Annotated in this window: 16 protein-coding genes; 9 read left to right on the forward strand and 7 right to left on the reverse strand. The window is 71.9% G+C overall.

All coding sequences use genetic code 11. The features are described from left to right. Window positions 1–296: 296 nt before the first annotated feature. From ASF49_RS05825 to ASF49_RS05850, 6 genes are all read left to right on the forward strand, one after another. Window positions 297–1433: a branched-chain amino acid ABC transporter substrate-binding protein gene (locus tag ASF49_RS05825; RefSeq protein ID WP_056469222.1), complete on the forward strand. Its 1137-nt coding sequence runs from the start codon at window positions 297–299 to the stop codon at window positions 1431–1433. Between the two features lie 169 nt (window positions 1434–1602). Continuing rightward, window positions 1603–2715 (forward strand): TRAP transporter substrate-binding protein, encoded by a 1113-nt coding sequence (locus ASF49_RS05830; RefSeq protein ID WP_056469224.1) that lies wholly within the window; start codon window positions 1603–1605, stop codon window positions 2713–2715. A 418-nt stretch (window positions 2716–3133) separates the two neighbouring features. Continuing rightward, window positions 3134–4534, forward strand: a complete 1401-nt coding sequence (locus tag ASF49_RS05835) for a deoxyribodipyrimidine photo-lyase (RefSeq protein WP_056469228.1) — start codon at window positions 3134–3136, stop codon at window positions 4532–4534. A gap of 154 nt (window positions 4535–4688) precedes the next feature. After that, on the forward strand, window positions 4689–6011 hold the full coding sequence (locus tag ASF49_RS05840) for a chloride channel protein (RefSeq protein WP_056469555.1): 1323 nt from the start codon (window positions 4689–4691) through the stop codon (window positions 6009–6011). A gap of 74 nt (window positions 6012–6085) precedes the next feature. Then, window positions 6086–6265, forward strand: a complete 180-nt coding sequence (locus tag ASF49_RS05845) for a DUF1328 domain-containing protein (RefSeq protein WP_056469231.1) — start codon at window positions 6086–6088, stop codon at window positions 6263–6265. Between the two features lie 13 nt (window positions 6266–6278). Further along, the gene (locus tag ASF49_RS05850) at window positions 6279–7139 is read left to right on the forward strand and encodes an SDR family NAD(P)-dependent oxidoreductase (RefSeq protein ID WP_056469234.1); all 861 of its coding nucleotides are present in this window, start codon (window positions 6279–6281) and stop codon (window positions 7137–7139) included. Between the two features lie 339 nt (window positions 7140–7478). On the opposite strand, the gene ASF49_RS05855 is transcribed toward ASF49_RS05850, so the two are convergent. Then, the gene (locus ASF49_RS05855; protein ID WP_056469237.1) at window positions 7479–9152 is read right to left on the reverse strand and encodes a lysine--tRNA ligase; all 1674 of its coding nucleotides are present in this window, start codon (window positions 9150–9152) and stop codon (window positions 7479–7481) included. A gap of 313 nt (window positions 9153–9465) precedes the next feature. Between ASF49_RS05855 and ASF49_RS05860 the strand changes: the two genes are divergently transcribed. After that, a complete protein-coding gene (locus tag ASF49_RS05860) occupies window positions 9466–10647 on the forward strand; it encodes an MFS transporter (RefSeq protein ID WP_056469240.1) in 1182 nt (393 codons plus the stop codon). A 195-nt stretch (window positions 10648–10842) separates the two neighbouring features. Here ASF49_RS05860 and ASF49_RS05865 read toward each other — a convergent pair whose 3' ends face one another. After that, window positions 10843–11763, reverse strand: coding sequence for a transporter substrate-binding domain-containing protein (locus ASF49_RS05865; RefSeq protein WP_200930017.1), 921 nt, complete (start codon window positions 11761–11763; stop codon window positions 10843–10845). Window positions 11764–11808: 45 nt separating this feature from the next. On the opposite strand from ASF49_RS05865, the gene ASF49_RS05870 reads away from it, so the two are divergent. Continuing rightward, the gene (locus ASF49_RS05870) at window positions 11809–13668 is read left to right on the forward strand and encodes a glycosyltransferase family 2 protein (protein ID WP_056469243.1); all 1860 of its coding nucleotides are present in this window, start codon (window positions 11809–11811) and stop codon (window positions 13666–13668) included. A 320-nt stretch (window positions 13669–13988) separates the two neighbouring features. On the opposite strand, the gene ASF49_RS05875 is transcribed toward ASF49_RS05870, so the two are convergent. The 3 genes from ASF49_RS05875 to ASF49_RS05885 all read right to left on the reverse strand — a co-directional run bounded on the left by ASF49_RS05875 (window position 13989) and on the right by ASF49_RS05885 (window position 15989). Beyond that, the gene (locus ASF49_RS05875; RefSeq protein WP_056469246.1) at window positions 13989–14873 is read right to left on the reverse strand and encodes a dihydrodipicolinate synthase family protein; all 885 of its coding nucleotides are present in this window, start codon (window positions 14871–14873) and stop codon (window positions 13989–13991) included. 76 nt (window positions 14874–14949) lie between these two features. After that, window positions 14950–15531 carry an SCO family protein gene (locus ASF49_RS05880; protein ID WP_056469248.1) on the reverse strand — a complete coding sequence of 194 codons (582 nt, stop codon included), beginning with the start codon at window positions 15529–15531 and terminating at the stop codon, window positions 14950–14952. Window positions 15532–15644: 113 nt separating this feature from the next. Next, window positions 15645–15989: a metalloregulator ArsR/SmtB family transcription factor gene (locus ASF49_RS05885; protein WP_056469251.1), complete on the reverse strand. Its 345-nt coding sequence runs from the start codon at window positions 15987–15989 to the stop codon at window positions 15645–15647. 88 nt (window positions 15990–16077) lie between these two features. On the opposite strand from ASF49_RS05885, the gene ASF49_RS05890 reads away from it, so the two are divergent. Further along, the gene (locus tag ASF49_RS05890; RefSeq protein ID WP_056469254.1) at window positions 16078–17016 is read left to right on the forward strand and encodes an acyl-CoA desaturase; all 939 of its coding nucleotides are present in this window, start codon (window positions 16078–16080) and stop codon (window positions 17014–17016) included. Window positions 17017–17031: 15 nt separating this feature from the next. On the opposite strand, the gene cysG is transcribed toward ASF49_RS05890, so the two are convergent. Both cysG and ASF49_RS05900 read right to left on the reverse strand, forming a co-directional pair. Continuing rightward, window positions 17032–18525, reverse strand: coding sequence for a siroheme synthase CysG (cysG, locus tag ASF49_RS05895; protein ID WP_056469257.1), 1494 nt, complete (start codon window positions 18523–18525; stop codon window positions 17032–17034). A 39-nt stretch (window positions 18526–18564) separates the two neighbouring features. Beyond that, the gene (locus tag ASF49_RS05900) at window positions 18565–21234 is read right to left on the reverse strand and encodes a nitrate reductase (RefSeq protein ID WP_056469261.1); all 2670 of its coding nucleotides are present in this window, start codon (window positions 21232–21234) and stop codon (window positions 18565–18567) included. Window positions 21235–21252: the final 18 nt, after the last annotated feature.

Below are 21252 nucleotides of genomic sequence, written 5' to 3' on the forward strand. Positions count from 1 at the left end.
ACCGAGGTCCAGAAGGTCCTCTCCGTCTTCTCCACCATCACCGCACCCGTCTCCGCAGGCGCCTCCCTCTACGCAACCGCCCGCTAGACCCGCGGGCGGGGCGCGGACGTCGAGCGCTCCCCGCGCCCGCGCCGAAGGTCCCTCTTGCGTTCTCGCGCGGCATCGCGCACGGGTCGCGCGGTCCGGATCGATGCCGGAGGTACCGGGCCGTGGACGCGGTGCGCGCCGAACCTTGGCGGCTGGCCGATCCGCCTCTATTCTTGAGCGAGGTCGACCGAGGCGTGAGACGGGGCGAGATGAGGTTCAGACGCGCGGCCCGGCGCTTCGGGCGCGCCGGCGGCTTGGCTGGCAGCCTGTTCCTCGGCGCCGCGGCGCTCGCCGGCGTGACGCCGGCCCGGGCCGACGTGGTGATCGGCGTCGCCGTCCCCCGGTCCGGTGCCTACGTGGCGGTGGGCGAGCAGGTCCTGCGCGGGGTCCAGGCCGCGGCCCGCGACGCCAACGCCAAGGGCGGCCTCGACGGCCAGACCATCGTGCTCGATGTGCAGGACGACGCCTGCGATTCCAACAAGGCCGTGGCGGTGGCCAACCACTACGCGACGCAGGGGGTGCGCCTCGTGGTCGGCCACGTCTGCTCGAACGCGTCGCTGGCGGCCTCCGAGGTCTACGCCGCCAACGGCACGGTGATGATCACCGCCGCCTCCGTCGCCGCCAAGCTCACCGACCGGGGCCTGCCGACGATCTTCCGGGTGTGCGGCCGCGACGACGACCAGGCCAAGCTCTCGGCCACCGTGCTCGCGGAGCGGTTCCGCGACAAGAAGATCGCCATCCTCAACGACCTGACGCCGGGCTCGCGCAACCTCGCCGCCGCCACCAAGGAAAACCTCAACCGGATCGGCATCAACGAGGCCATCGCCACCGCCTTCGCGGCGGGCGACGCCGACGATGCGGCCCTGGCCGACCGCCTGAAGGAGGCCGGGATCGCGGTGGCCTATTACGGCGGGGACGCCCGCGAGATGGGCCGCCTCGTGCGGATCTCGGCCGAGCGGGGCTTCAAGCCGCAATGGTTCGGGACCTCCGCCATCGCCACGCAGGAATTCGCCACCATCGCCGGGCCGGCGAGCAACGGCGTGCTGATGACCTTCTACCTCGATCCGCGCCGCAAGCCGGAGGCCGCCGCCGTGGTCGCGGCCTTCAAGGCCGAGGGGGTCGAGCCCGAAGGATCGACGATCTACGGCTACGCGGCCCTCCAGGCCCTCGTGGCGGCCGGCAACTTCGCCCATACGGCGGAGTCGAAGCGCATCGCCGCCACCCTGCACGCGGAGCGCTTCGACCTCGTGCTCGGTTCGGTCGGCTTCGACGGCAAGGGCGACGTCACCGCCCAGGGCTACGTCCTCTACGTCTGGAACGACGGCACCTTCACGTACGCCAAGTAGTTCACCGGGCTTGAGTCGCCGCGCGTCCGCCCGGTCGTCGTCCGGGCGGCCAACGGAGACATCCGAACGTTTCGGGATCGTTTCCGGCCGTCCGTCGTTCGTGAACGGCGGACGTTCGGGGCGGGAGCCGGCCGCGACGGGACGAGTCCGGATCCATCAGCGAGGCGCCATGCCCCCATCCTCCGCGCTCCCGACTTCCGGGCGCCGTGCTCTCCTCACCGCAGGCCTCGGCGGCGCGGCCGCCCTCCTCGCCGCGCCCGTGCGGGCCGAGGCGACGCCGGACCTGCGCTGGCGCCTCGCCTGCGCCTTCCCCAGGAACCTCGACATCCTGTTCGGCGCCACCGACATGCTCGCCCGCATCGTCGCCGAGGCCAGCGACGGCCGGTTCCAGATCCAGCCCTCCGGGCCGGGCGAGCCGGTGCCGGCCGAAGGGCTCCTCGAGGCCGTGGCCGCCGGCACGGTCGAGATGGGCTACGGCCCGGCGACCCTGGGCCTGGCCAAGGACCCGACCTTCGCCCTGGCCACCGCCCTGCCCTTCGGCCTGAACGCCCGCGGCCAGAGCGCCTGGTGGCTTCAGGGCGGCGCCGCCGACCTGTTCGGCGAGATCTTCGCCCGGCACGGGCTGGTCGCCCTGCCGGCGGGCAATACCGGGGCGCAGATGGGGGGGTGGTTCCGCCGCGAAATCAAGGCGCAGGCGGATCTCCAGGGGCTGAAGATGCGGATCGGCGGCCTCGGCGGGCAGGTGCTGGCCAAGCTCGGGGTGGTGCCGCAGGCGACTCCGGGGCCGGACATCTACGCCGCCCTGGACTCCAAGGCGATCGACGCCGCCGAGTGGATCGGTCCCTACGACGACGAGAAGCTCGGATTGCAGAAGGTGGCGCCGACCTATCACTATCCGGGTTTCTGGGAGGGTGCCTCGACGGTCCATCTCTGGATCCAGGCCGAGGCCTGGAAGGGGCTGCCCAAGAGCTACCGGGCGATCCTCCAGGCCGCCGCCGCCCAGGTCCATGCCGACGTCCAGGCGAAGTACGATGCGCGCAACCCGCGCGCCCTGCGCCGTCTCGTGGCGGCCGGGGCGCAGCTGCGCCCGTTCCCGCAGGAGGTGATGGAGACCGCCCTCAAGACCGCCAACGACGTCTATGCCGAGATCGGTTCCAAGAATGCCGACTTCAAGCGCGTCCACGAAGCCATGAAGACCTTCCGGAACGAGGAATACCTCTGGTTCCAGGTGGCGGAATACACCTACGACAACTTCATGATCCGCGCCCGCGCCCGTGGCTGAGGAGACCGGACAAGAAAAAAGGCCGCTCCGAAGAGCGGCCCGAAGTCTAGGGAGGAAACGCCCAAGGAGGGCAGCAGGACCGCGACGCCATCGCGTTCCCGCAATGCACAATCTGAACCTCTCCCGCGAAATTGCAAGGCGGATAGGGCAGCATCCATGTCGCTTTTGGTGCCGCGGCACACATTGCCCTATTTCTGTATCCAAAATGACGCACCCGAGCAGCGGCAAATGCTCATGGCGTCGCGCGGCTTCCGACCCAGATGAGCCTGCATCAAAGGATTGGTCGAATTCAGTTTTCGCGGCTGCGTCTGCTGGGCTCGCCATGGCGGGGTTGGTCCGGGAGATCCATCCGGCCTCGGGTGCCGTACGGGTGCGGCGGCCCGACCTTTCACGACGAACCGGGAGACGATGAGCGGCGATGGCGATTCAGGCGGGACGGATCCGACTCCTCAAGGACGCCGAGCCCAGGGCGGAGGGGCGCTACGTGCTCTATCTCCTGCAGCAGGCGAATCGTGCCCATGAGAACCCGGCCCTCGAGCTGGCGATCGAGGAGGCCAACCGGCTCGGCCTGCCGGTCCTCGCATGCTTCGGGCTGCTCGACGGCAAGAACGGTTTTCCGGAGGCCAATGCCCGCCACTACGCCTTCCTGCTCCAGGGGCTCGCCGACGCGGCGTCCGGCCTGAAGGCCCGGGGCATCGGCTTCTGCCTGCGCAAGGCCTCGCCCGCCCAGGTGGCGATCGACCTGGCCGAGGATGCCGCCCTCCTGGTCCTCGACCGGGGCTACCTCGCGATCCAGAAGCGCTGGTACGCCGAGATCGTCGAGGGCATCGACGCGCGGATCGTGCAGGTGGAGGGCGACGTCGTGGTGCCGGTGGAGGTCGCGTCCGCCAAGCACGAATACGCCGCCCGTACCCTGCGCCCGAAGCTGCACAGGCACCTCGACGACTACGTCGCGCCCCTGACCGCCCGGAGGGTGAAGCACCCGGCCGGGCGCGGCCTGCCGAAGTCCGAGGTGGACATCGCCGACCCGGCGGCGGTGCTGGCCGGCATGAGCCTCGACCGCATCGTCGGCCCGGTGCGCCGCTTCACCGGCGGCGAGACCGAGGCGCGCCGGCGCCTCGAGGCCTATCTCGAAGGCCCGTTCGCCGATTACGGCAGCGACCGCAACCGGCCGGAGGCCGGGGCGGCCTCGCACATGAGCCCCTACCTGCATTTCGGGCAGATCTCGCCCGTGGAGATCGTGCGGGCGGTCCGGGCCGCTAGGGCCGGCGGCCGCGAGGACAAGGCGGCCTATGTCGAGGAGGTGGTCATCCGCCGCGAACTGGCGATGAACCATGTCCACTACACGGAAGGCTACGACAGCTACGCGCGCGCCGTTCCCGAATGGGCCCGCAAGGTCCTGGCCGAGCATGCCGACGACCCGAGGCCGAAGACCTACACCGAGGCCGAACTCGCGGAGGGCAGGACGCATGACGTCTACTGGAACGCCGCCCAGGCGGAGATGCGCGAGACCGGCTACATGCACAACCACCTGCGCATGTACTGGGGCAAGAAGATCCTCGAATGGTCGCCCACGCCCGAGGAGGGCTTCGCCCGCACGCTGCGGCTCAACAACCGCTACTTCCTCGACGGGCGCGACCCGAACTCCTTCACCAACGTCGCCTGGGTCTACGGGCTGCACGATCGCCCCTGGGCGCGGCGCAAGATCTTCGGGACGGTGCGCTACCAGAGCGAGAATTCCCTGCGGAAATTCGACGCGAAGGCCTATCTGCGGACCGTCGAGGCGCTCTGCAGGGCGGAAGGCGGGGACAAGGCTTAAGGCTCCCCGGGGTATGCCCCTTGCCTGACGCCCGCCCGACGCCCTCTCCCGCGTTCCCATCCGAGCCTTCGATCGCATGCCCCCCACCCGTCCCGCCAAGGTGCTGCGCGTCAAGGTTCTGAGGGCCAGGGTCCGGTCCGGGGTCGTGCCGCGCATGCGGCGCCTGCGCGGGGCCACCCTCGACGCCTTCGGGCTGTGGCGCCACCGCCTCCTGTTCCTCGTCGGCGGCATCGGCGTCGGGCTCGCCGCCGTCCTGATGGCCGGGCTGGCCGATGCGGCCCAGGGCGTCTTCCGGCGCGTGCTCGGCCTCTCGCCCCTGGTGGCCCTCGGCCTGACGCCCTTCGGGTTCGCCCTCTGCGCCTGGCTCGCCCGCGCGGTGTTCCCGAACGCGCAGGGGTCCGGCATTCCTCAGGTGATCGCGGCCCGCCAGACCGGTCACCTCGCTCTGCGCCGCGCCCTCGTCTCCCTGCGCGTCGCGGCGGGCAAGATCGTGGTGATGAGCCTCGGCCTGCTGTTCGGCGCCTCCACCGGGCGCGAGGGGCCGACGGTGCAGGTGGGCGCCGCGATCATGGCGGCCGCCGGTCACCTCACGCCGGAGCGGGTGCCGGGACTGATCCTGGCCGGCGGCGCGGCCGGCGTGGCCGCGGCCTTCAACACCCCGCTCGCCGGCATCGTCTTCGGGATCGAGGAACTCGGCCGCGCCTACGAGGCCCGCACCGGCGGGCTCATCGTCGCCGCCATCGTGGCGGCCGGCCTGACCGCGATGGCGCTGACCGGCAACTACACCTATTTCGGCACCTCCAGCGCCGCCCTGCCCTTCGGGCCGGGCTGGATCGCCGTGCCGGTGATCGGGGCGCTGGGGGGTCTGGCCGGCGGCGGCTTCGCCCGCATCGTCATCCTGTTCGCGCGGGGCCTGCCCGGACGCCTCGGGGCGGCCATCGCCGCGCGCCCGGTCGCCTTCGCGGCCGCCTGCGGCCTCGGGGTCGCCCTCTGCGGCCTCGCCTCGGGCGGCACGGTCTACGGCACCGGCTACGAGGAGGCGCGCGCCCTCCTGCACGGCACGGCCGAGCCCCATCCCGACTTCGCGCCGCTCAAGTTCGTCGCGACCCTGCTCTCGGCGATCAGCGGCATTCCCGGTGGCCTCTTCGCTCCGTCCCTCAGCGTCGGGGCCGGCCTCGGCGCCGCCCTGCACGGCTGGTTCTCCGGCGTTCCCGTGGCTGCCCTGGTGCTCATCGGCATGGTCGCCTACCTCACCGGCGCCCTGCAGGCGCCGATCACCGCCTTCGTCATCGTCACCGAGATGACCCAGGACCATGCCCTGATGATCCCCCTTATGGTGGCGGCGCTGATCGCCGACGCGGTCTCGAAGGCGGTCTGCCGCGAGGGGCTCTATCACGCCCTGGCCCACCTCCTCCTGGAGCGGGCCGGCGCGGAGGCGCGCGCGGCGGCCCCGGCCCGGCCCGGGGCGCCATCGTAAAACAGCCGAGCTTGGGCGGAACGCTTGCGGGCGCAGGCGGTTGACGGTCGGTTCCGCGATCTGGAGTGTTGCGCATGACCCTGTTGAAATGGGCCCTCATCTGTTTCGTGATCTCCCTCATCGCGGGCGGCCTCGGTTTCACCGGCATCGCGTCCGGCGCCGGCTCCCTGGCCCGCATCCTGTTCGGCCTCTTCCTGCTGGTGGCCATCGTCATCGTGGTCGTCGCCTTCGCCATCGGGCAGGCGGTGTTCTAGCGTGAGCCAGGCGATGCCGGAGCGGATCGCCCTCGTCACCGGAGCGACCTCCGGCATCGGCGCGGAGACCGCCCTCGGCCTTGCGCGGGCGGGGTTCCGCGTCGGCCTCGTCGGCCGGGATGCCGATCGCACCGGCCGGACCGCCGCCCGGATCCGGGAAGCCGTGCCCGGTGCCGTGATCGACGGCTTCGTGGCCGACCTCGCGTCGCAGGCCGGGATCCGCCGCCTCGCCGGCGAGGTCCGGGCGCGGTATCCGCGCCTGGACGTCCTGGTGAACAATGCCGGCGCGATCTTCGACCGCCACGCCGCGACGGTGGACGGAATCGAACGGACCTGGGCGCTCGACCACCTCGCCTACCTGCATCTCAGCCTCGAGCTCCTCGACCTCCTGAAGGCCAGCGCCCCGGCACGCATTGTCAGCGTCGCCTCGATGGCGCATCGGCGGGGACGGATCGCCTTCGACGATATCGGCCACGCTCGCCGCTACAGCGCGATCGCCAGCTATTCGCAGGCCAAGCTCGGCAACGTGCTCTTCAGCGCCGCCCTCGCAAGGCGGCTCGCCGGCACCGGCGTCACGAGCAACGCCCTCCATCCCGGCGTCATTGCCAGCGGGTTCGCCTCGGGCACCGGCGGCTGGTTCGGCCTCGGCTGGCGCCTGGTGCGCCCCTTCCTGTCGAAGCCCGAGGACGGCGCCGCCACGTCGCTGTATCTCGCGACCTCCCGGGAGGTCGACGGCGTGAGCGGTCTCTACTTCGATCGATGCCGGGCGGTGGCCCCCTCGGCCCTGGGCCGGGACACGGCGCTGCAGGAGCGGGTCTGGGCCTACAGCCTGGGGCAGCTCGGGATGCCGGACATCCAGCCCGCCAAGGTCTGACAGCCCGCCGAGGCCTGAGCCTCGGTTTCATGCAACCCGCGCATACCCGCTCCGCCACGGGAAGCGATTGCATGGTGCGGTGCGGCATGGCATCTGAGCGCCATGCACCGCGGCGATGGCGTCGCCGCGGTGTGCCCTTCTTGGGCGTTTCCTCCCTAGACTTCGGGCCGCTCCCTCACCGGGGCGGCCTTTTTTCTGTCCAGTGGATGGGCGTTTTATCTGCCCCTCGGCGCTCCGACAAGCACAATTGTGCGCAATCACACCGCGACACGCAGACATTATCCTGCGCCGCCTCCGTGAGACCGGCACAGGCGGCTTGGATTTACGGAAATCCTGGCGTCACGCGGCCGGCATCTGCGCCAGGAAGGCACCGGACAAGGCCTGTCCGATCAATGCCCGGGTCTCGGCGACACCGTACAGGGCGATGAAGGAGCCGAAACGGGGTCCGCGCGCCTCGCCGAACAGGACGTTGTAGATCGTGCCGAACCAGGCCTGCGAGACGCCGGGGCGCCCGTCCGGGCTCTTGGCCTTGCCCGACAGGTCGGGGAAGTGCCGGCGCCCGACTTCGTAGACCACCGCCTGCAATCCCTCCGGATCGACGGAGCCCTCGTGCGCGGCGAGCGTGGCGGAAAGATCCTCCAGCGCCGCGCGCTCTGCCTCGGTGGCGGCCCGGTAGGTCTTGGCCGGCCGCACGAGATCACGGAAATACGCGAGCGCGTGCCCGACCAGGCGAGCGAGCACCGGGTGGGTCTCCGGCCCGACATCCGGATCGTAGCGGCGGATGAAGCCCCACAGCACCGCCGGATCCTCGGTGTTGGCCACCGCCGCGAGGTTGAGGAGCATGGCGAAGGTCAGTGCACCGCCCTTGCCGACCGCCTCGGCTGCCGGCGGGTGCCCGGCATGCAGGTGCCAGACCGGGTTGCCGAGCTTCTGCGCCGGCTCCTGGCCCGGGTACTTCTCCAGGAAGCTCAGGTAGTCGTCGACCTGGCGCGGGATCATCTCCACGAACAGGCGCTTGGCCTCGCGGGGCTTGTTGTACATGAACAGCGCCAGGCTGTCGGCGGTGCCGTAGACCAGCCAGTCGTCGATCGAGAGGCCGTTGCCCTTCGACTTGGAGATCTTCTTGCCGTCCTTGTCGAGGAAGAGTTCGTAGTTGAACCCCTCCGGCGGCTCGCCACCCAGGGCGCGCGCGATCTCGCCCGAGAGCTTGACGGAATCGATGAGGTCCTTGCCGGCCATCTCGTAATCGATGCCCAGCGCCACCCAGCGCATGGCCCAGTCGGGCTTCCACTGCAGCTTGGCGTGGCCGCCGGTCACCGGGGTCTCGTATCCCTCGCCGGTCTTGGGGTCGCGCCAGACCAGGGTGCCGGCCGAGACGCGGACCTCGTCGATGGCCACCTGCATCACCTCGCCCGTCACCGGGTGGATGGGCAGGAACGGCGAGTAGCTCGCCGAGCGCTCGGCCCGCAGCGACGGCAGCATGATCGCCATCACGGCGTCGTAGCGCTCCAGCACCGTGAGCAGGCCCGTGTCGAACACGCCCGCGCGGTAGCATTCCGTGGCCGAGCGGAACTCGTAGTCGAACCCGAAGGCGTCGAGGAAGCGGCGCAGTTCGGCATTGTTGTGGGCGCCGAAGCTGTCATGGGTGCCGAACGGGTCCGGGACGCGGGTCAGGGGCTGGTTCAGGGCATCGATCAGCAGGGGCTTGTTCGGCACGTTGTCCGGCACCTTGCGCAGGCCGTCCATGTCGTCCGAGAACGCGATCAGCCGGGTCGGCACGCTGTCGTTGGTGAGAACCCGGAAGGCGTAGCGCACCATCGAGGTGCGGGCGACCTCGCCGAAGGTGCCGATATGCGGCAGGCCCGACGGCCCGTAGCCGGTCTCGAACAGGACCTCCGCTTTCGGGCGACGTTCCAGCCGCGCCACCAGCTTGCGCGCCTCCTCGAAGGGCCAGGCCGCGGCGGTGGCGGCCGCCGCAATGAGATCGGGGTCGGAGGGAAGCGGGGACGGCATGGGGACAGCGTCAGTTCTACGAGGATGGTCGGGACAGGGGATCGCGAAGGGCGGCACCGTAGGGAGGGCGACCGGGAGGGTCAACGCGTGCGCTGGCGGTCGCGGCGGCGACACCGTTGCGCGGGTCCTGCGCCGGTCCGGCCCCGCGATCCCCGGCAGCTGACACGCCGGGCGTCCCGATGCAACGCCTGCAGACCTGAGGCGAACCCGGCGCAGTCCTGGAGAGGCCCGGCTTCACACCTTTGCCGTGTCCGCCTGCGAGAGGTCGGCCCGTCCCGCTGCGCGGCCCCGGCCGGCGCGCCCGAAAGGCGTCATGACCTCAAGCTCGACGATCACGAGCGCGGCGCCCGCCGCGTGCCGACTCACCCGCGCGGCCGGCCCCGTCGAGGCGCGCGCAACCCGGCTCCTGTTCCTCATCGTCGGCTTCGGCGTCGCCGCCTGGGCGCCCCTGGTGCCCCTCGTGAAGGCGCGGGCGGGCCTGGACGACGGCACCCTCGGCCTGCTTCTCCTCTGCCTCGGCGTCGGGTCGCTCGCCACCATGCCGGTGGCGGGCGCCCTGGCCGGGCGCTTCGGCACCCGCCCGGTGCTGGCCGCCGCCGTGCTCGTGACCGGGGCGGCTCTGATGACCCTGTCCCGCGCCGCTGGCCTGCCCGTCCTCGCCGTGGCTCTCACCGCGCTCGGGATCGGCCTCGGCCTCCTCGACTGCCTGATGAACCTGCAGGCGGTGGCGGTGGAGCGCCGGGCCGCACGGCCGATGATGTCGGGCTTCCACGGCCTCTACAGCCTCGGCTGCATCCTGGGCGCGGCCGGCTTCAGTGCCCTCCTGAGCCTCGGCCTGGAACCGGCGGCCGCGACCCTGGTGGTGGTCGCCGCCATCGCGGTCGCCTTCCTCGCCGCCCTGCCGGGCATCCTGGCGACGAGGGCGGACGGCCCCCGAGGCCCGGCCTTCGCCCTGCCGCGGGGGCCGGTGCTCCGCATCGGGCTCCTGTGCTTCGTGGTCTTCCTCACGGAGGGCTCGGCCCTCGACTGGAGCGGCGTCTTCCTGATCCAGGAGCGCGGCCTCGATCCGGCCCGGGCCGGCCTCGGCTACGCGGCCTTCTCGCTGACCATGACGGCGGGCCGCCTCGCCGGCGACGCTCTCGTGCGCCGGATCGGGCGCCGCCGCATCGTCGTCCTGGGCGCGCTGCTGGCGGCGGCCGGCCTCGGCCTCGCCACGGCCGTGCCCCTCTGGCCGGTGACGCTCCTCGGCTACGCCCTGGTGGGGGCGGGCTGCGCCAACATCGTGCCGGTCCTGTTCACGGCCGCCGGCCGCCAGGAGGCGGTGCCCGCCGCCCTCGCGATCCCGGCCGTGACCACGCTGGGCTATGCCGGCGTGCTCGCCGGCCCCGCCGCCATCGGGCTCCTCGCCCACGCCACCAGCCTGACCCTCGCCTTCCTGGCGGTGGCCACCCTCCTCCTCGCCGTCGCGGCCGGCGCCCGGCATCTGCGCATCTGAGACGGCCTCCGGATCCGGCCAGGCGAAGCGGCGGTCGCCGGCGCGCAGGCCCGCCGGCACCGCCGCCCGAGCGATCGACCATCGGGGCCGCCGCGGCGGCCCGGCCGAAGCGCGCGCCGCCGAATCGATCGGCTATGCCGAGGCGGTCCGAGAGCCAGGCCTGAAGACCCGAAGGCTGAGCCGCCGCCCGATCCTTCAGAACGGGCTCACCGGGAAGAAGCGCAGGTAGAGCTCGGCGTATTTCCCCTCGTCCCACAGGCGCTGGAGCGCGTCGTCCAGCGCCCGCGACAGGGCCGGGTCGTCGGGGCGGGTGACGAGGCCGATGCCCTCGCCGAAGTAGCGGTTCTCCAGGTAGTCGCCGCCCGTGAAGGCGCAGCAGCCCGCGGCGTCGACGCCACCGATCCAGAGGGCGAGGTTCAGGCCGTCCGCGAAGACGTAGTCGACCTCGCCCCGGCGCAGCGCGCCCTCGGCCGTCGCCAGATCGGTGAAGTCCTTGGCCGTCGCCTTGGGGAAGAAGGCCTTCAGGTAGGCCGCGTGCGCGGTGCCGCCGACCACGCCGACGCTCCGGTCCGCGAGGGCGCCCGCGGAGGGGGCGGGCAGGCCCTTGTCGGTGCGGGCGGCGAAGCGCGCCGGCCAGCGGAAATACGGCCGGGTGGCGAGGAAGCGCGCGCGCAGGGCCGGGGTCAGCGGGATCGCGGCGGCGACGACGTCGCCCTGCCGGTCGGCCAGGGCGTCGAGCAGGGTGTCGAAGCGCCGGGCCTGGACCGTGCAGGTCATGGCCAAGCGCTCGCAGACCGCGCGGGCGAGCTCGACCACGAAGCCCGTGGGCGTGCCGTCCGGGCCGGCGAAGTGAAGGGGCGGGAAGTCGTCGTCGGTGAGGAAGCGGACCGTGCGCGCGCTCGGCGGGGTCTCCATGCGCTCCTGGCGGGCGCGCGGATTCCAGAAGTTGGGGATCGTCACGCCCTCCGCCCGGGCCGGCGCAGCGGCGGCGAGGCAGGACAGCGCCGCCAGTGCACAAGCGGCAGCCCGGCCCCGGAGCCGCCTTGCCTTTCGGCGGATAACCGCAGAAGTTGTTCTGGTGGCGCGCGGGCTGCGCGTGGAAACGGACTGGCTCACGGCCCTCCCCTAGCACATCCGCGGGCCGCCGGGAGGCCGCGCGCGGTGTCGCTCCTCGGTTTCGGCACCTCCGATCGACGGCCCGCTCCGCTGCCGCCCGAAATCGGATTCCTCGCGCGCCAGGGCTTCGACCCGGGCCGTCTGGCGCAGGCCGCCGCCCTGGCGCGGGCCTGCGGGAGCGACGCCGCCACGGCGCTGATCCAGGCCGACCTGATCTCCGAAGAGGCCTATTACCGTGCCCTCGCCGCCGCCCTCGGCGTCCCGTTCCTCGCCGGCGATCTCCGCCTCGGCGAGGACACGCGTTATCCCGACAGTCTCGTGGCCGGGATCGCGCCGCTCTCCCCGAAGGGTTCCCTGGCGTTCCACGGACCGCGCACGGTTCGCGCCCCGCGTGGGGCGGCCATCGCGGCGCTGCTGCGGACGGGGACCCGTTCGGCCATCACCACGCCGCGGGCCCTGCAGGCGGCGGTGTTCGCCGCCAATCCGGCGGGCATCGCGGCCTACGCCGCCGATACGCTCCAGCGCCACAGGCCCGATTGGGCCCTGGAGGCCGGCAGCCAGGCGCCACGCCTCGCCATCGTCGGCCTCGTTGCCGGAGCCGTCGGCCTCGTCGCCGGCCTCATCCCCGGGGCCGTGCTGATCGGCGCCTGGACGCTGGTGCAAGTCGGCTTCCTGGCCATGGTGACGGTCCGCATCGCCGCCGTCAGCGTCGAGGCCGAGGCGGCCCCCGAGGTGCCGCTGCCGGACACCGCCCTGCCGGTCTACACCGTCCTGGTGGCCCTCCATCGCGAGGCCCGGGTGGTGCCCCGCCTCGTGGCGGCCCTCTCGCGCTTCGACTACCCGGTGGCCAAGCTCGACCTCAAGCTGGTGATCGAGGCCGACGACCACGAGACGGACGCGGCCCTCGAGGCGGCCGGCCTCCCGGCCCGGTTCGAGGTCGTCCGGGTGCCGGCGGGCCTGCCCCGCACCAAGCCCCGCGCCCTCAACGCCGCCCTGCCCCTGGCGCGCGGCGCCTGCCTCGTGGTCTACGATGCCGAGGACGTGCCCGATCCGGGGCAGCTCCGCGCCGCCGCGACCCGCTTCGCCCGCGCCTCCCGCACCACCGCCTGCCTGCAGGGCCGCCTCGTCATCGACAACATGGACGACGGGCGCCTCACCCGCTGCTTCGCGATCGAGTACGCGGCCCTGTTCGACGTCCTGATTCCGGCCCTCGCCTCCTGGTGCGTGCCGATCCCCCTCGGAGGTACGTCGACGCATTTCCGCACCCGTATCCTGCGCGAGCTCCACGGCTGGGATGCCTGGAACGTCACCGAGGACGCCGATCTGGGCATCCGCCTCGCAAGGGCGGGCTACCGCGTCGGCGACCTGCGCAGCGACACCCTGGAGGAGGCGCCGCGCACCGTCCGGTCCTGGCTGCACCAGCGCACCCGCTGGATGAAGGGTTTCCTGCAGACCAGCCTCACCCATGCGCGGTCGCCGCGCCGGACCGCGCGGCAGCTCGGCATTCTCGGGACCTTCTGCGCCGTCGCCCTCGTGCCCGGGACGGTGATCTCCGCCCTCGCCTATCCCTTCCTGATGGGCCGCGCGGCCTACGACTTCGCGGTCTTCGTCTGGAACGGCTTCCCGGCGCCCGGGGGCTTCTGGGCGAACTTTCCCACCGGCGCCGCCGTCACGCTGTTCGTGGCCGGACTGCTCGCCATGCTGCTGCCGGCAGCCCTCGGCTGCGTCCGGCGCAACTGGTTCGACCTGCTCGCCTTCGTGCCGTGGATGCCGATCTACTTCCTGCTCGTCAGCCTCGCCGCCTGGTCGGGCCTGTACGAGCTCGTCCGTGCACCCAACCGCTGGAACAAGACCGAGCACGGCCTCGCCCGCACCTCCCGCACCGGCGCGTTGCGCGCGGAGTGAGGGCCGGACCCGACCACCGCCGCCACCGCCCGCGTGTTTAAGCTTACAATTGCCGAAGTATTAACTTTGACGCATCGGAGTCCAGGTCGACAGCGCGATCCATCCACGCCGAGTCATCGCGGCGGCTTCGGCGAACACCACGCCCGCTGCGAGTATCAGGAAGAGGACGAGCAGTAGGAAGCGGTTTTCTTCTTCCGGTACGTTGTCTGTTTCACTTCGGGCCATTGCCGTTCTCCGGGCGGGTGACTGCGAGCGTATCGCAATCGACCTGCCACGAAGGTGTGAACGCTTGGGCTGTCGATCTTCGCTTGGCGAGCCGGTCAGCCCAGTTCCAGCGCTGCGAGCGTGTCGGCCACCCGCTGGCGGGCCTCCCCGCCCAGCGGCAGGATCGGGCGCGGCGGCTCCGCCCGGCAGAGACCGAGGAGGTCGGCACAGGCGTAGACCACCCGCAGGCTCGAATAGGTCCGGAACAGGTCCCAAAGCGGCTTGAGCCGGGCATCGAGGCGGCGCGCCTCGGCGGCGTCTCCCGCTTCGACCGCCCGGACGATCGCCAGGGCGGTGTGTGGGAACAGCCCGGCGATGACGCTGTACCAGGCCTCGCCGCCCGCCAGCAGCGCCGCGACGGCGTTCCAGTCGCCGCTATAGCCGAGGGAGAACCCGGCCGGCACCACGGCGCGCAGCGCGGCGATGTGCTCCGCCGCCCCGTCCGGCTCCGGGGCCGGACTCTTGATCGCGACGATTCCCGGAACCCGGGCGAGGCGGCCGATGAGGGCCGGGGTAAAGCGGAAATGGGTCGTGCCGGGATTGTCGTAGAGGCAGAGCGGCAGGCCGGATTCCCGTGCCACCGTCTCGCAGTGCACGAACACCTCGTCCTCGGTCAGCGGCGTGTAGGACATCGCCGCCAGGAGCCCGGCCTCGGCCCCGGCGCCCTTGGCGTCCTGGGCCATCCGCACCGCCTCGTCGGTGCGCAGGGCGCCGACCCCGACGAGGACCGGCAGGCGGCCCGCCACCGCTTCGACGGCGGCTTCCACGGCCCGGCGGCGCTGATGGCGTGCGAGGAACGGATAGGTGCCGGTGCTGCCCAGCAGGCCGATCGATCCGACGCCGGCCGCGACCAGGGGCTGCAGCAGGGTACGCAGGGCGCCGAGGTCGACCTGGCCGTCGGCATTCGTGGGCGTGATCGGGAAGGCCGACAGGATGGTCATGGTCGCTCCGGGGGCAGGCGAGACGGGAGGCGGCAGCCCCGGTCGTCGGTCCCGAAGGCTTACAGCATCTCGGCGGTCAGAGCATTTTGGCGAGTTCGCCCGCCGCCTCCTCGGGCGGGCGGGCAAGGTTCAGCGCGTTCAGGAAGCGATTCTGGCCGTTCATCACGTAGACGAGGGCGGTGTGCTCCATGGTGTAGTCGCCATCCTTGGTCGGCACCTTCCGGACATAGGCGCGGTAGGCCTTGACCGCCGCGTTCACCTCCTCGGGCGAGCCGGTCAGGCCGACGATGCGCGGGTCGAAGCTCGCCAGGTAGGTCTTCAGGGCGGCCGGCGTGTCGCGCTCGGGGTCGACCGCGATGAACAGCGCGCGGGTGTCCCGGCCCTTCGGCCCGAGGGCCTGGAGCACGTCGCCGATCTGCTGCAGCGTGGTCGGGCAGACGTCGGGGCAGTGAGTGAAGCCGAAGAACACGAGGTGCGTCCGCCCCGCATAGTCGCGCTCGGTGACGCGCTGCCCGTCCTGATTGGTCAGGGTGAAGGGGCCGCCGACGCTGCTCGTCCCGGCCTCCTGGGTCTTCGGCGCCAGCACCACGAAGGCGGCGACGCAGAGCCCCACGAGGCCGACCGCGAAGGCGAGGAGGGGCAGGAGCGTGCGACGCATGGGACGGCCTTGCGATCGAGGGATGGGGCCGCTTCAGACCACAGGCACCGCGCCCCGGCAATCCACCAAACCGTCGCCACCAAACCGTCGCCACCAGACCGTGGCCGGACGGCTCAGCCGGGTTGCGGCTCGTCCGTGCCCGGCTTCGCTTGGCGCCGATCCTCCGCCAGGGCCGCGCTCTCGCGCTTGAGCGGCCGGCCGACCGGACAGGCCTCCTGAACGAACCCGTTCAGGGTGTTGAGGAGACTGTCCTCCACCTGCCGGTAGAAGACGAACTGTCCGCGCTTCTCGCCCGCGATCAGCCCGGCCGATTCGAGCACCGCGAGATGCTGGGAGATGGAGGGCTTCGACATGGCAAATCGCCCGGCGATCTCGCCGGCGCTGAGTTCGGTATGGGCGAGATAGGCCAGGATCTTCCGGCGAACGGACGAGGACAGGGCTTCGAAGACGCGCTGCATGCGGATGGGTTAGGCGATGAGCTAACCATTGACAAGCGATAACCGGCCATCGATTAGGTGATTTCCTAATTAGTGAACAGGTATCGACATGCGCGATGCGCCCCGTTGCACCTCGACCGCCCGCATGATCGCCGATGCGGACACCTCCGCCGTGGCGGGACGCCTGGACTGGGCGCCCGCCAAGTCACTCTGGATCACCGGAATGGTGGGCGCGGCTCTGCTTCTCGGACCCGTCTTCGTCACCCCCGGTGCCGTCGCGCTGTTCGCCGTCACCACGATCGTCACCCTCTGCGCCGGACATTCGGTCGGCATGCACCGGCTGCTGGTGCATCGCAGCTTTTCGGCCAAGCCCTGGGTCGAATATCTCCTGGTCTATCTTGGAACCCTGGTCGGCATGGCCGGGCCGGTGGGAATGATCCGCCTGCACGACATGCGGGACTGGGCGCAGCGGCAGGCCGCCTGTCACAACCTGCATGCCAATCGGCTGCCGATGCTGCACGACGCGCTCCTCCAGATGCACGCCGAGCTGATCCTCACGCACCCGCCGCGTTTCCTGCTGGAGCCGCAGGTCGGGACGGACCGGGTGTTCCGATGGCTGGAGGCGACCTGGATGTTGCAGCAGCTGCCCTGGGCCGTGCTGTTCTACGCGGTGGGTGGATGGCCGTGGATGATCTGGGGCATTCCCGTCCGCATCGCGGTGTCGCTGACCGGGCACTGGCTCGTCGTGCACCTCACCCACCGCGATGGCCCGCAGGGTTGGGTGGTCGACGGTGAATCCGTCCAGGGGCACGACCTGCCGGCTGCGGCTTGGCTCACCTTCGGCGAGGCGTGGCATGCGACGCACCATGCCTGGCCGGACTCGGCGCGCCTCGGAGCCGAACCGGGACAGGCCGATGCGGGCTGGCGAGTCCTGCGGGTGCTGGAGCGCCTGGGTCTCGTCTGGGACCTGAAGCAGCCGTGCAACCTGGAGCCCCGGGCCGGGGTGCGCCGCGTCACGGCGGAGGGGCCGCCAGCCCGAGCCGCGTGATCGGGCCCCCTGCCCTCAGATCGCGAGCTTGCCCGGCTCGATCGCGGCGATCGCCGCCTGGGTGCCCAGGCGGCGCAGGGCCTCGCCCACCATCAGCAGGGCGGGTCCCTCGTGGCCCGAGGCCTCGACCCGGTCGGCGAGGTCGGCGGCGCCGGCCTCCACCACCTGCTGGTTCGGGCGGGTGGCGTTGAAGACGAGCAGCGCCGGGGTCGACGGCGCGAGGCCCTCGGCGATCGCCCGCTCGAGCAGCACGCCGAGGGTCTTCTTGGGCATGTAGACCACGGTGGTGACGCTCGGATCGGCCAGGGCGCCCCAGTTCAGGTCCTCCGGCAGGGCGCCGCGCCGGTCGTGGCCGGTGACGTATTGCAGGCGCCGCGCCGCGTCGCGGTTCGTCAGCGAGACGCAGAGCGAGGCCGCCGCCCCTTGCGCCGCCGAGACGCCCGGAACCACGCTGACGGGGATGCCGGCGGCCCGGCAGGCCTCGATCTCCTCGCCGGCCCGGCCGAACACCAGGGGGTCGCCGGATTTCAGGCGCACGACCTGCTTGCCGGATTTGGCGAGCTGCACCATCAGCGCGTTGATGTCGTCCTGGCGGCAGGACGGGCCGTGCCCGGTCTTGCCCACCAGCATGGTGCGGGCCTCGCGGCGGGCATAGTCGAGGATCTCGGGCGCGACGAGGTCGTCGTACAGGATCACGTCGGCGTTTCGCAAAGCGCGCAGGGCCTTGAGGGTGAGGAGTTCGGCATCGCCCGGGCCGGCGCCGACCAGCGTCACCGCCCCGCCCTTCGGGGCGGCCTCGGTCTGCCCCAGGAGCTCGGCGAGATCCTGGTCCGTGGGGACCCGGTCGGGCTCGGCGAAGGCGCGGTCGGTGAAGCGCTCCCAGAAGGCGCGGCGGTCGGAGAAGCCGTGGAAGCGGCTGGTGACCTCTTCGCGCCAGTCGCGGGCGGCGCCGATCCAGGCCTTGAACCCGCGCGGCAGCATGCCCTCGATCCGGGCGCGCACGGTCTGCCCGAAGACCGGGGCGGCCCCCTCGGTCGAGATGCCCACCACCATGGGCGAGCGATTGACGATGGCGCCGAACTTCACGTCGCAGAGATGCGGCCGGTCGACCGCGTTGACGATGGCGCCGGTCGTCCTTGCGGCGGCCACGAAGGCGATGCAGTCGGCCTCGTCCTCCATGGCCCCGATGCAGAAGGCCGCGCCCGTGAGGTCCTCGGGCCGCCACTGGCGCTCGTGCAAGGCGACGGAGCCCGCGACGATCTCGCCCGGCACGGCCCGCAGCTCCTCGCTGGGCTCGGGCGCGTAGACGTCCACGTGGGCCCCGGCGGCGGCGAGGAGCTTCACCTTCCAGGGGGCGCCCCCGTTGGAGCCGGCCAGCACCGCGCGCTTGCCGTGCAGCGGCACGAAGACGGGCAGGACGGCCAGGGGCTCCAGGCCGGCCGGGCCGGCACCGCCGGCCGGATCGATGCCGGCGGGCCGGGTTTCGCGGGGGGTGCGGGGCGTGCTCATGGTGCTCGGAAATGGGGGTCGATGTGGACCAAATTGAGCCTATGCGGCGTTGCGTGCAAGCGCCTCGGGCAGCAGCTTGCGGATCTCGGGGATGCACGAGCCGCAATTCGTGCCGGCCTTGCAGGCGGCGCCCACCGCCTCGACGGTGCCGGCCCCCGCCGCGATGACCCCCGTGATGATGTCGAGGCCGACCCCGTGGCAGGCGCAGACGGTGGGGCCGGCCGCGGCGGTCTCGGCGCGGCCCGACAGGAGGGCGCGCCGGGCCGGGGCCTCCGGCGCCGGCTCGGCGAACAGGGCCTTGGCCTCGTCCCAGCCCGGTCGCGCCTCGGCGGGTCCGAGCGCCAGGCAGGCGACGAGGCGGCCGTCCTCGTAGACGGCGCAGCGGTAGCGCCCGCGGGCGTGGTCGGCATACTCGGCGAGTTCGAGGCCCTGGAACAGGCCGCGCATCATCAGCGCCACGGCGCGGGAGCTCTCCTGCGTGGCGAATTGCAGGCCCGAGCCGCCGGAGATCGTCGCCCTGGCCCACCACCAGCCCTTGGGCAGGGTCTGTTCGCCGCGGGTCAGGAGGAAGCCGCGGTTGCGGTAGGGCACCGGTGCGATGCCGGCCGGCGTTGCCTTCAACTCGGGCTGTCCCGAAACCGGATCGGGCACGCCGCGCACCAGGGCGCCGACGCGGGCGTCGGAGGCGGTGGCCGCGCTCCAGTGGAAGGCCGCGAACAGGTTGCCTGGCCGCACCGCGTCGGTGACCATCGCCTCCAGGGTGGCGGTGCCGTGCGGTGTGGCGATCCGGGCGAGATCGCCCTCCTTCAGGCCCAGCGGCGCGGCATCGTCGGGATGGATCTCCACGAAGGGCACGGAGCGGTGCGCCGAGAGGCGCTGGCTCTTTCCCGTCCGCGTCATCGTGTGCCAGTGGTCGCGGACGCGGCCGGTGTTGAGGACGAGGGGATAGGCCTCATCGACCGCCTGGGCGAGCGCCGGGGCCTGCACGGCCACGAAGCGGGCGCGCTTGTCGAAGGTGTAGAACTGGCCGTCCGCGAAGAGCCGGGCCTTGGCCTTGCCGCGCCTGGGCAGCGGCCATTGCAGCGGGGCGGTCGCCGCATAGGCCGCATCGGCCATGTCGCTGACGGCGCCGATGTCGAAGTCGCGGGTGCCGTTGTTCTCGAAGGCCGAGAGGCCGGCATGCTCGCGGAAGATCGCGGCGGTGCCCGAATAGGCGAAGGCGTCGGCGTGGCCAAGGCGCTTGGCGACGTCGCAGATGATCTGCCAGTCGGCCCGGGCCTCGCCGGGCGGTTTCAGGAAGCTGCGCTGGCGCGAGATCCGGCGCTCGGAATTCGTCACCGTGCCGTCCTTCTCGCCCCAGGCCAGGGCCGGGAGCAGGACGGTCCTGCGTCCCGTCGCCCGGGCGCTGTCGCTGTCGGCCACCGCCTCCGAGACGACGTACAGGTCGAGGGACTTCAGGCTCTCGCGGATCCGGTCGGCCCGCGGCATCGACACGATCGGGTTGGTGCCCATCACCCACAGGGCCTTGATCTTGCCGCGCTCGATCGCCTCGAACAGGGCGACCGCCTTCATGCCCTCGCCGGTGATGATGTTGGGCGCCGACCAGAAGCGGCGGACCCGGTCCACCTCCTCGGGGGTGAAGTGCATGTGGGCGGCGAGCATGTTGGCCAGCCCCCCGACCTCGCGCCCGCCCATGGCGTTGGGCTGGCCGGTCAGCGAGAAGGGGCCCGCCCCGGGCAGGCCGATGCGGCCGGTGGCGAGGTGGCAGTTGATGATCGCGTTGCCCTTGTCGGTGCCCTGCGCCGACTGATTCACGCCCTGCGAGAAGGCGGTGACCACCCGCTTCGTGCGGGCGAACATCTCGAAGAACCGGGCCACGTCGGCCTCGGACAGGCCGGTGGCGGCGGCGGTGGCGGGAATCGTCGGCGCGATGGCGCGCGCCCGCTCCAGGGCGCCGTCGAGGCCGCTCGTGTGGTCGAGGACGAAGCGGTCGTCGAGGGAGCCGGTGCTGGCGAGATGCACCAGCAGGCCGGAGAACAGGGCGGTGTCGGAGCCGGCCTTCAGGCCGAGGAAGAGGTCGGCCTCCTCGCCGGTCTGGGTGCGGCGGGGGTCGATCACCACCAGCTTCGTGCCGCGCTTGGCCCGCGCGTCGACCATCCGGCGGAACAGGATGGGGTGGCACCAGGCGGTGTTCGACCCCACCAGCACGATGAGATCGGCCTCGTCGAGGTCCTCGTAGCAGCCCGGCACGGTGTCCGAGCCGAAGGCGCGCCGGTGGGCGGCGACCGCGCTCGACATGCAGAGGCGCGAGTTGGTGTCGACGTGCGGCGTGCCGAGGAAGCCCTTCGCCAGCTTGTTGGCGACGTAATAATCCTCCGTGAGAAGCTGGCCCGAGAGGTAGAACGCGATCGCGTCCGGCCCGTGCCGCTCGGCGATGCGGCGCAGGGACCCCGCCACGGTGCCGAGCGCCGATTCCCAGCTCGCGCGGGCGCCGTCCACCTGCGGGTGGAGCAGGCGGTTGTCGAGGGAGAGCGTCTCGCCCAGCGCCGAGCCCTTGGAGCAGAGCCGGCCGAAATTGGCCGGGTGCGCGGTGTCGCCGGCGATGTCCGCGCCGCCCTGCCCATCCGGCGTGGCGAGCACGCCGCAGCCGACGCCGCAATACGGGCAGGTGGTCTTGACGGGGGCGGGTGCCTGGACGTGCGCGTTCATGGCGGGATCCTCGGCGGA

It is taken from the genome of Methylobacterium sp. Leaf104 (assembly GCF_001422885.1).
GTDB lineage: Bacteria > Pseudomonadota > Alphaproteobacteria > Rhizobiales > Beijerinckiaceae > Methylobacterium.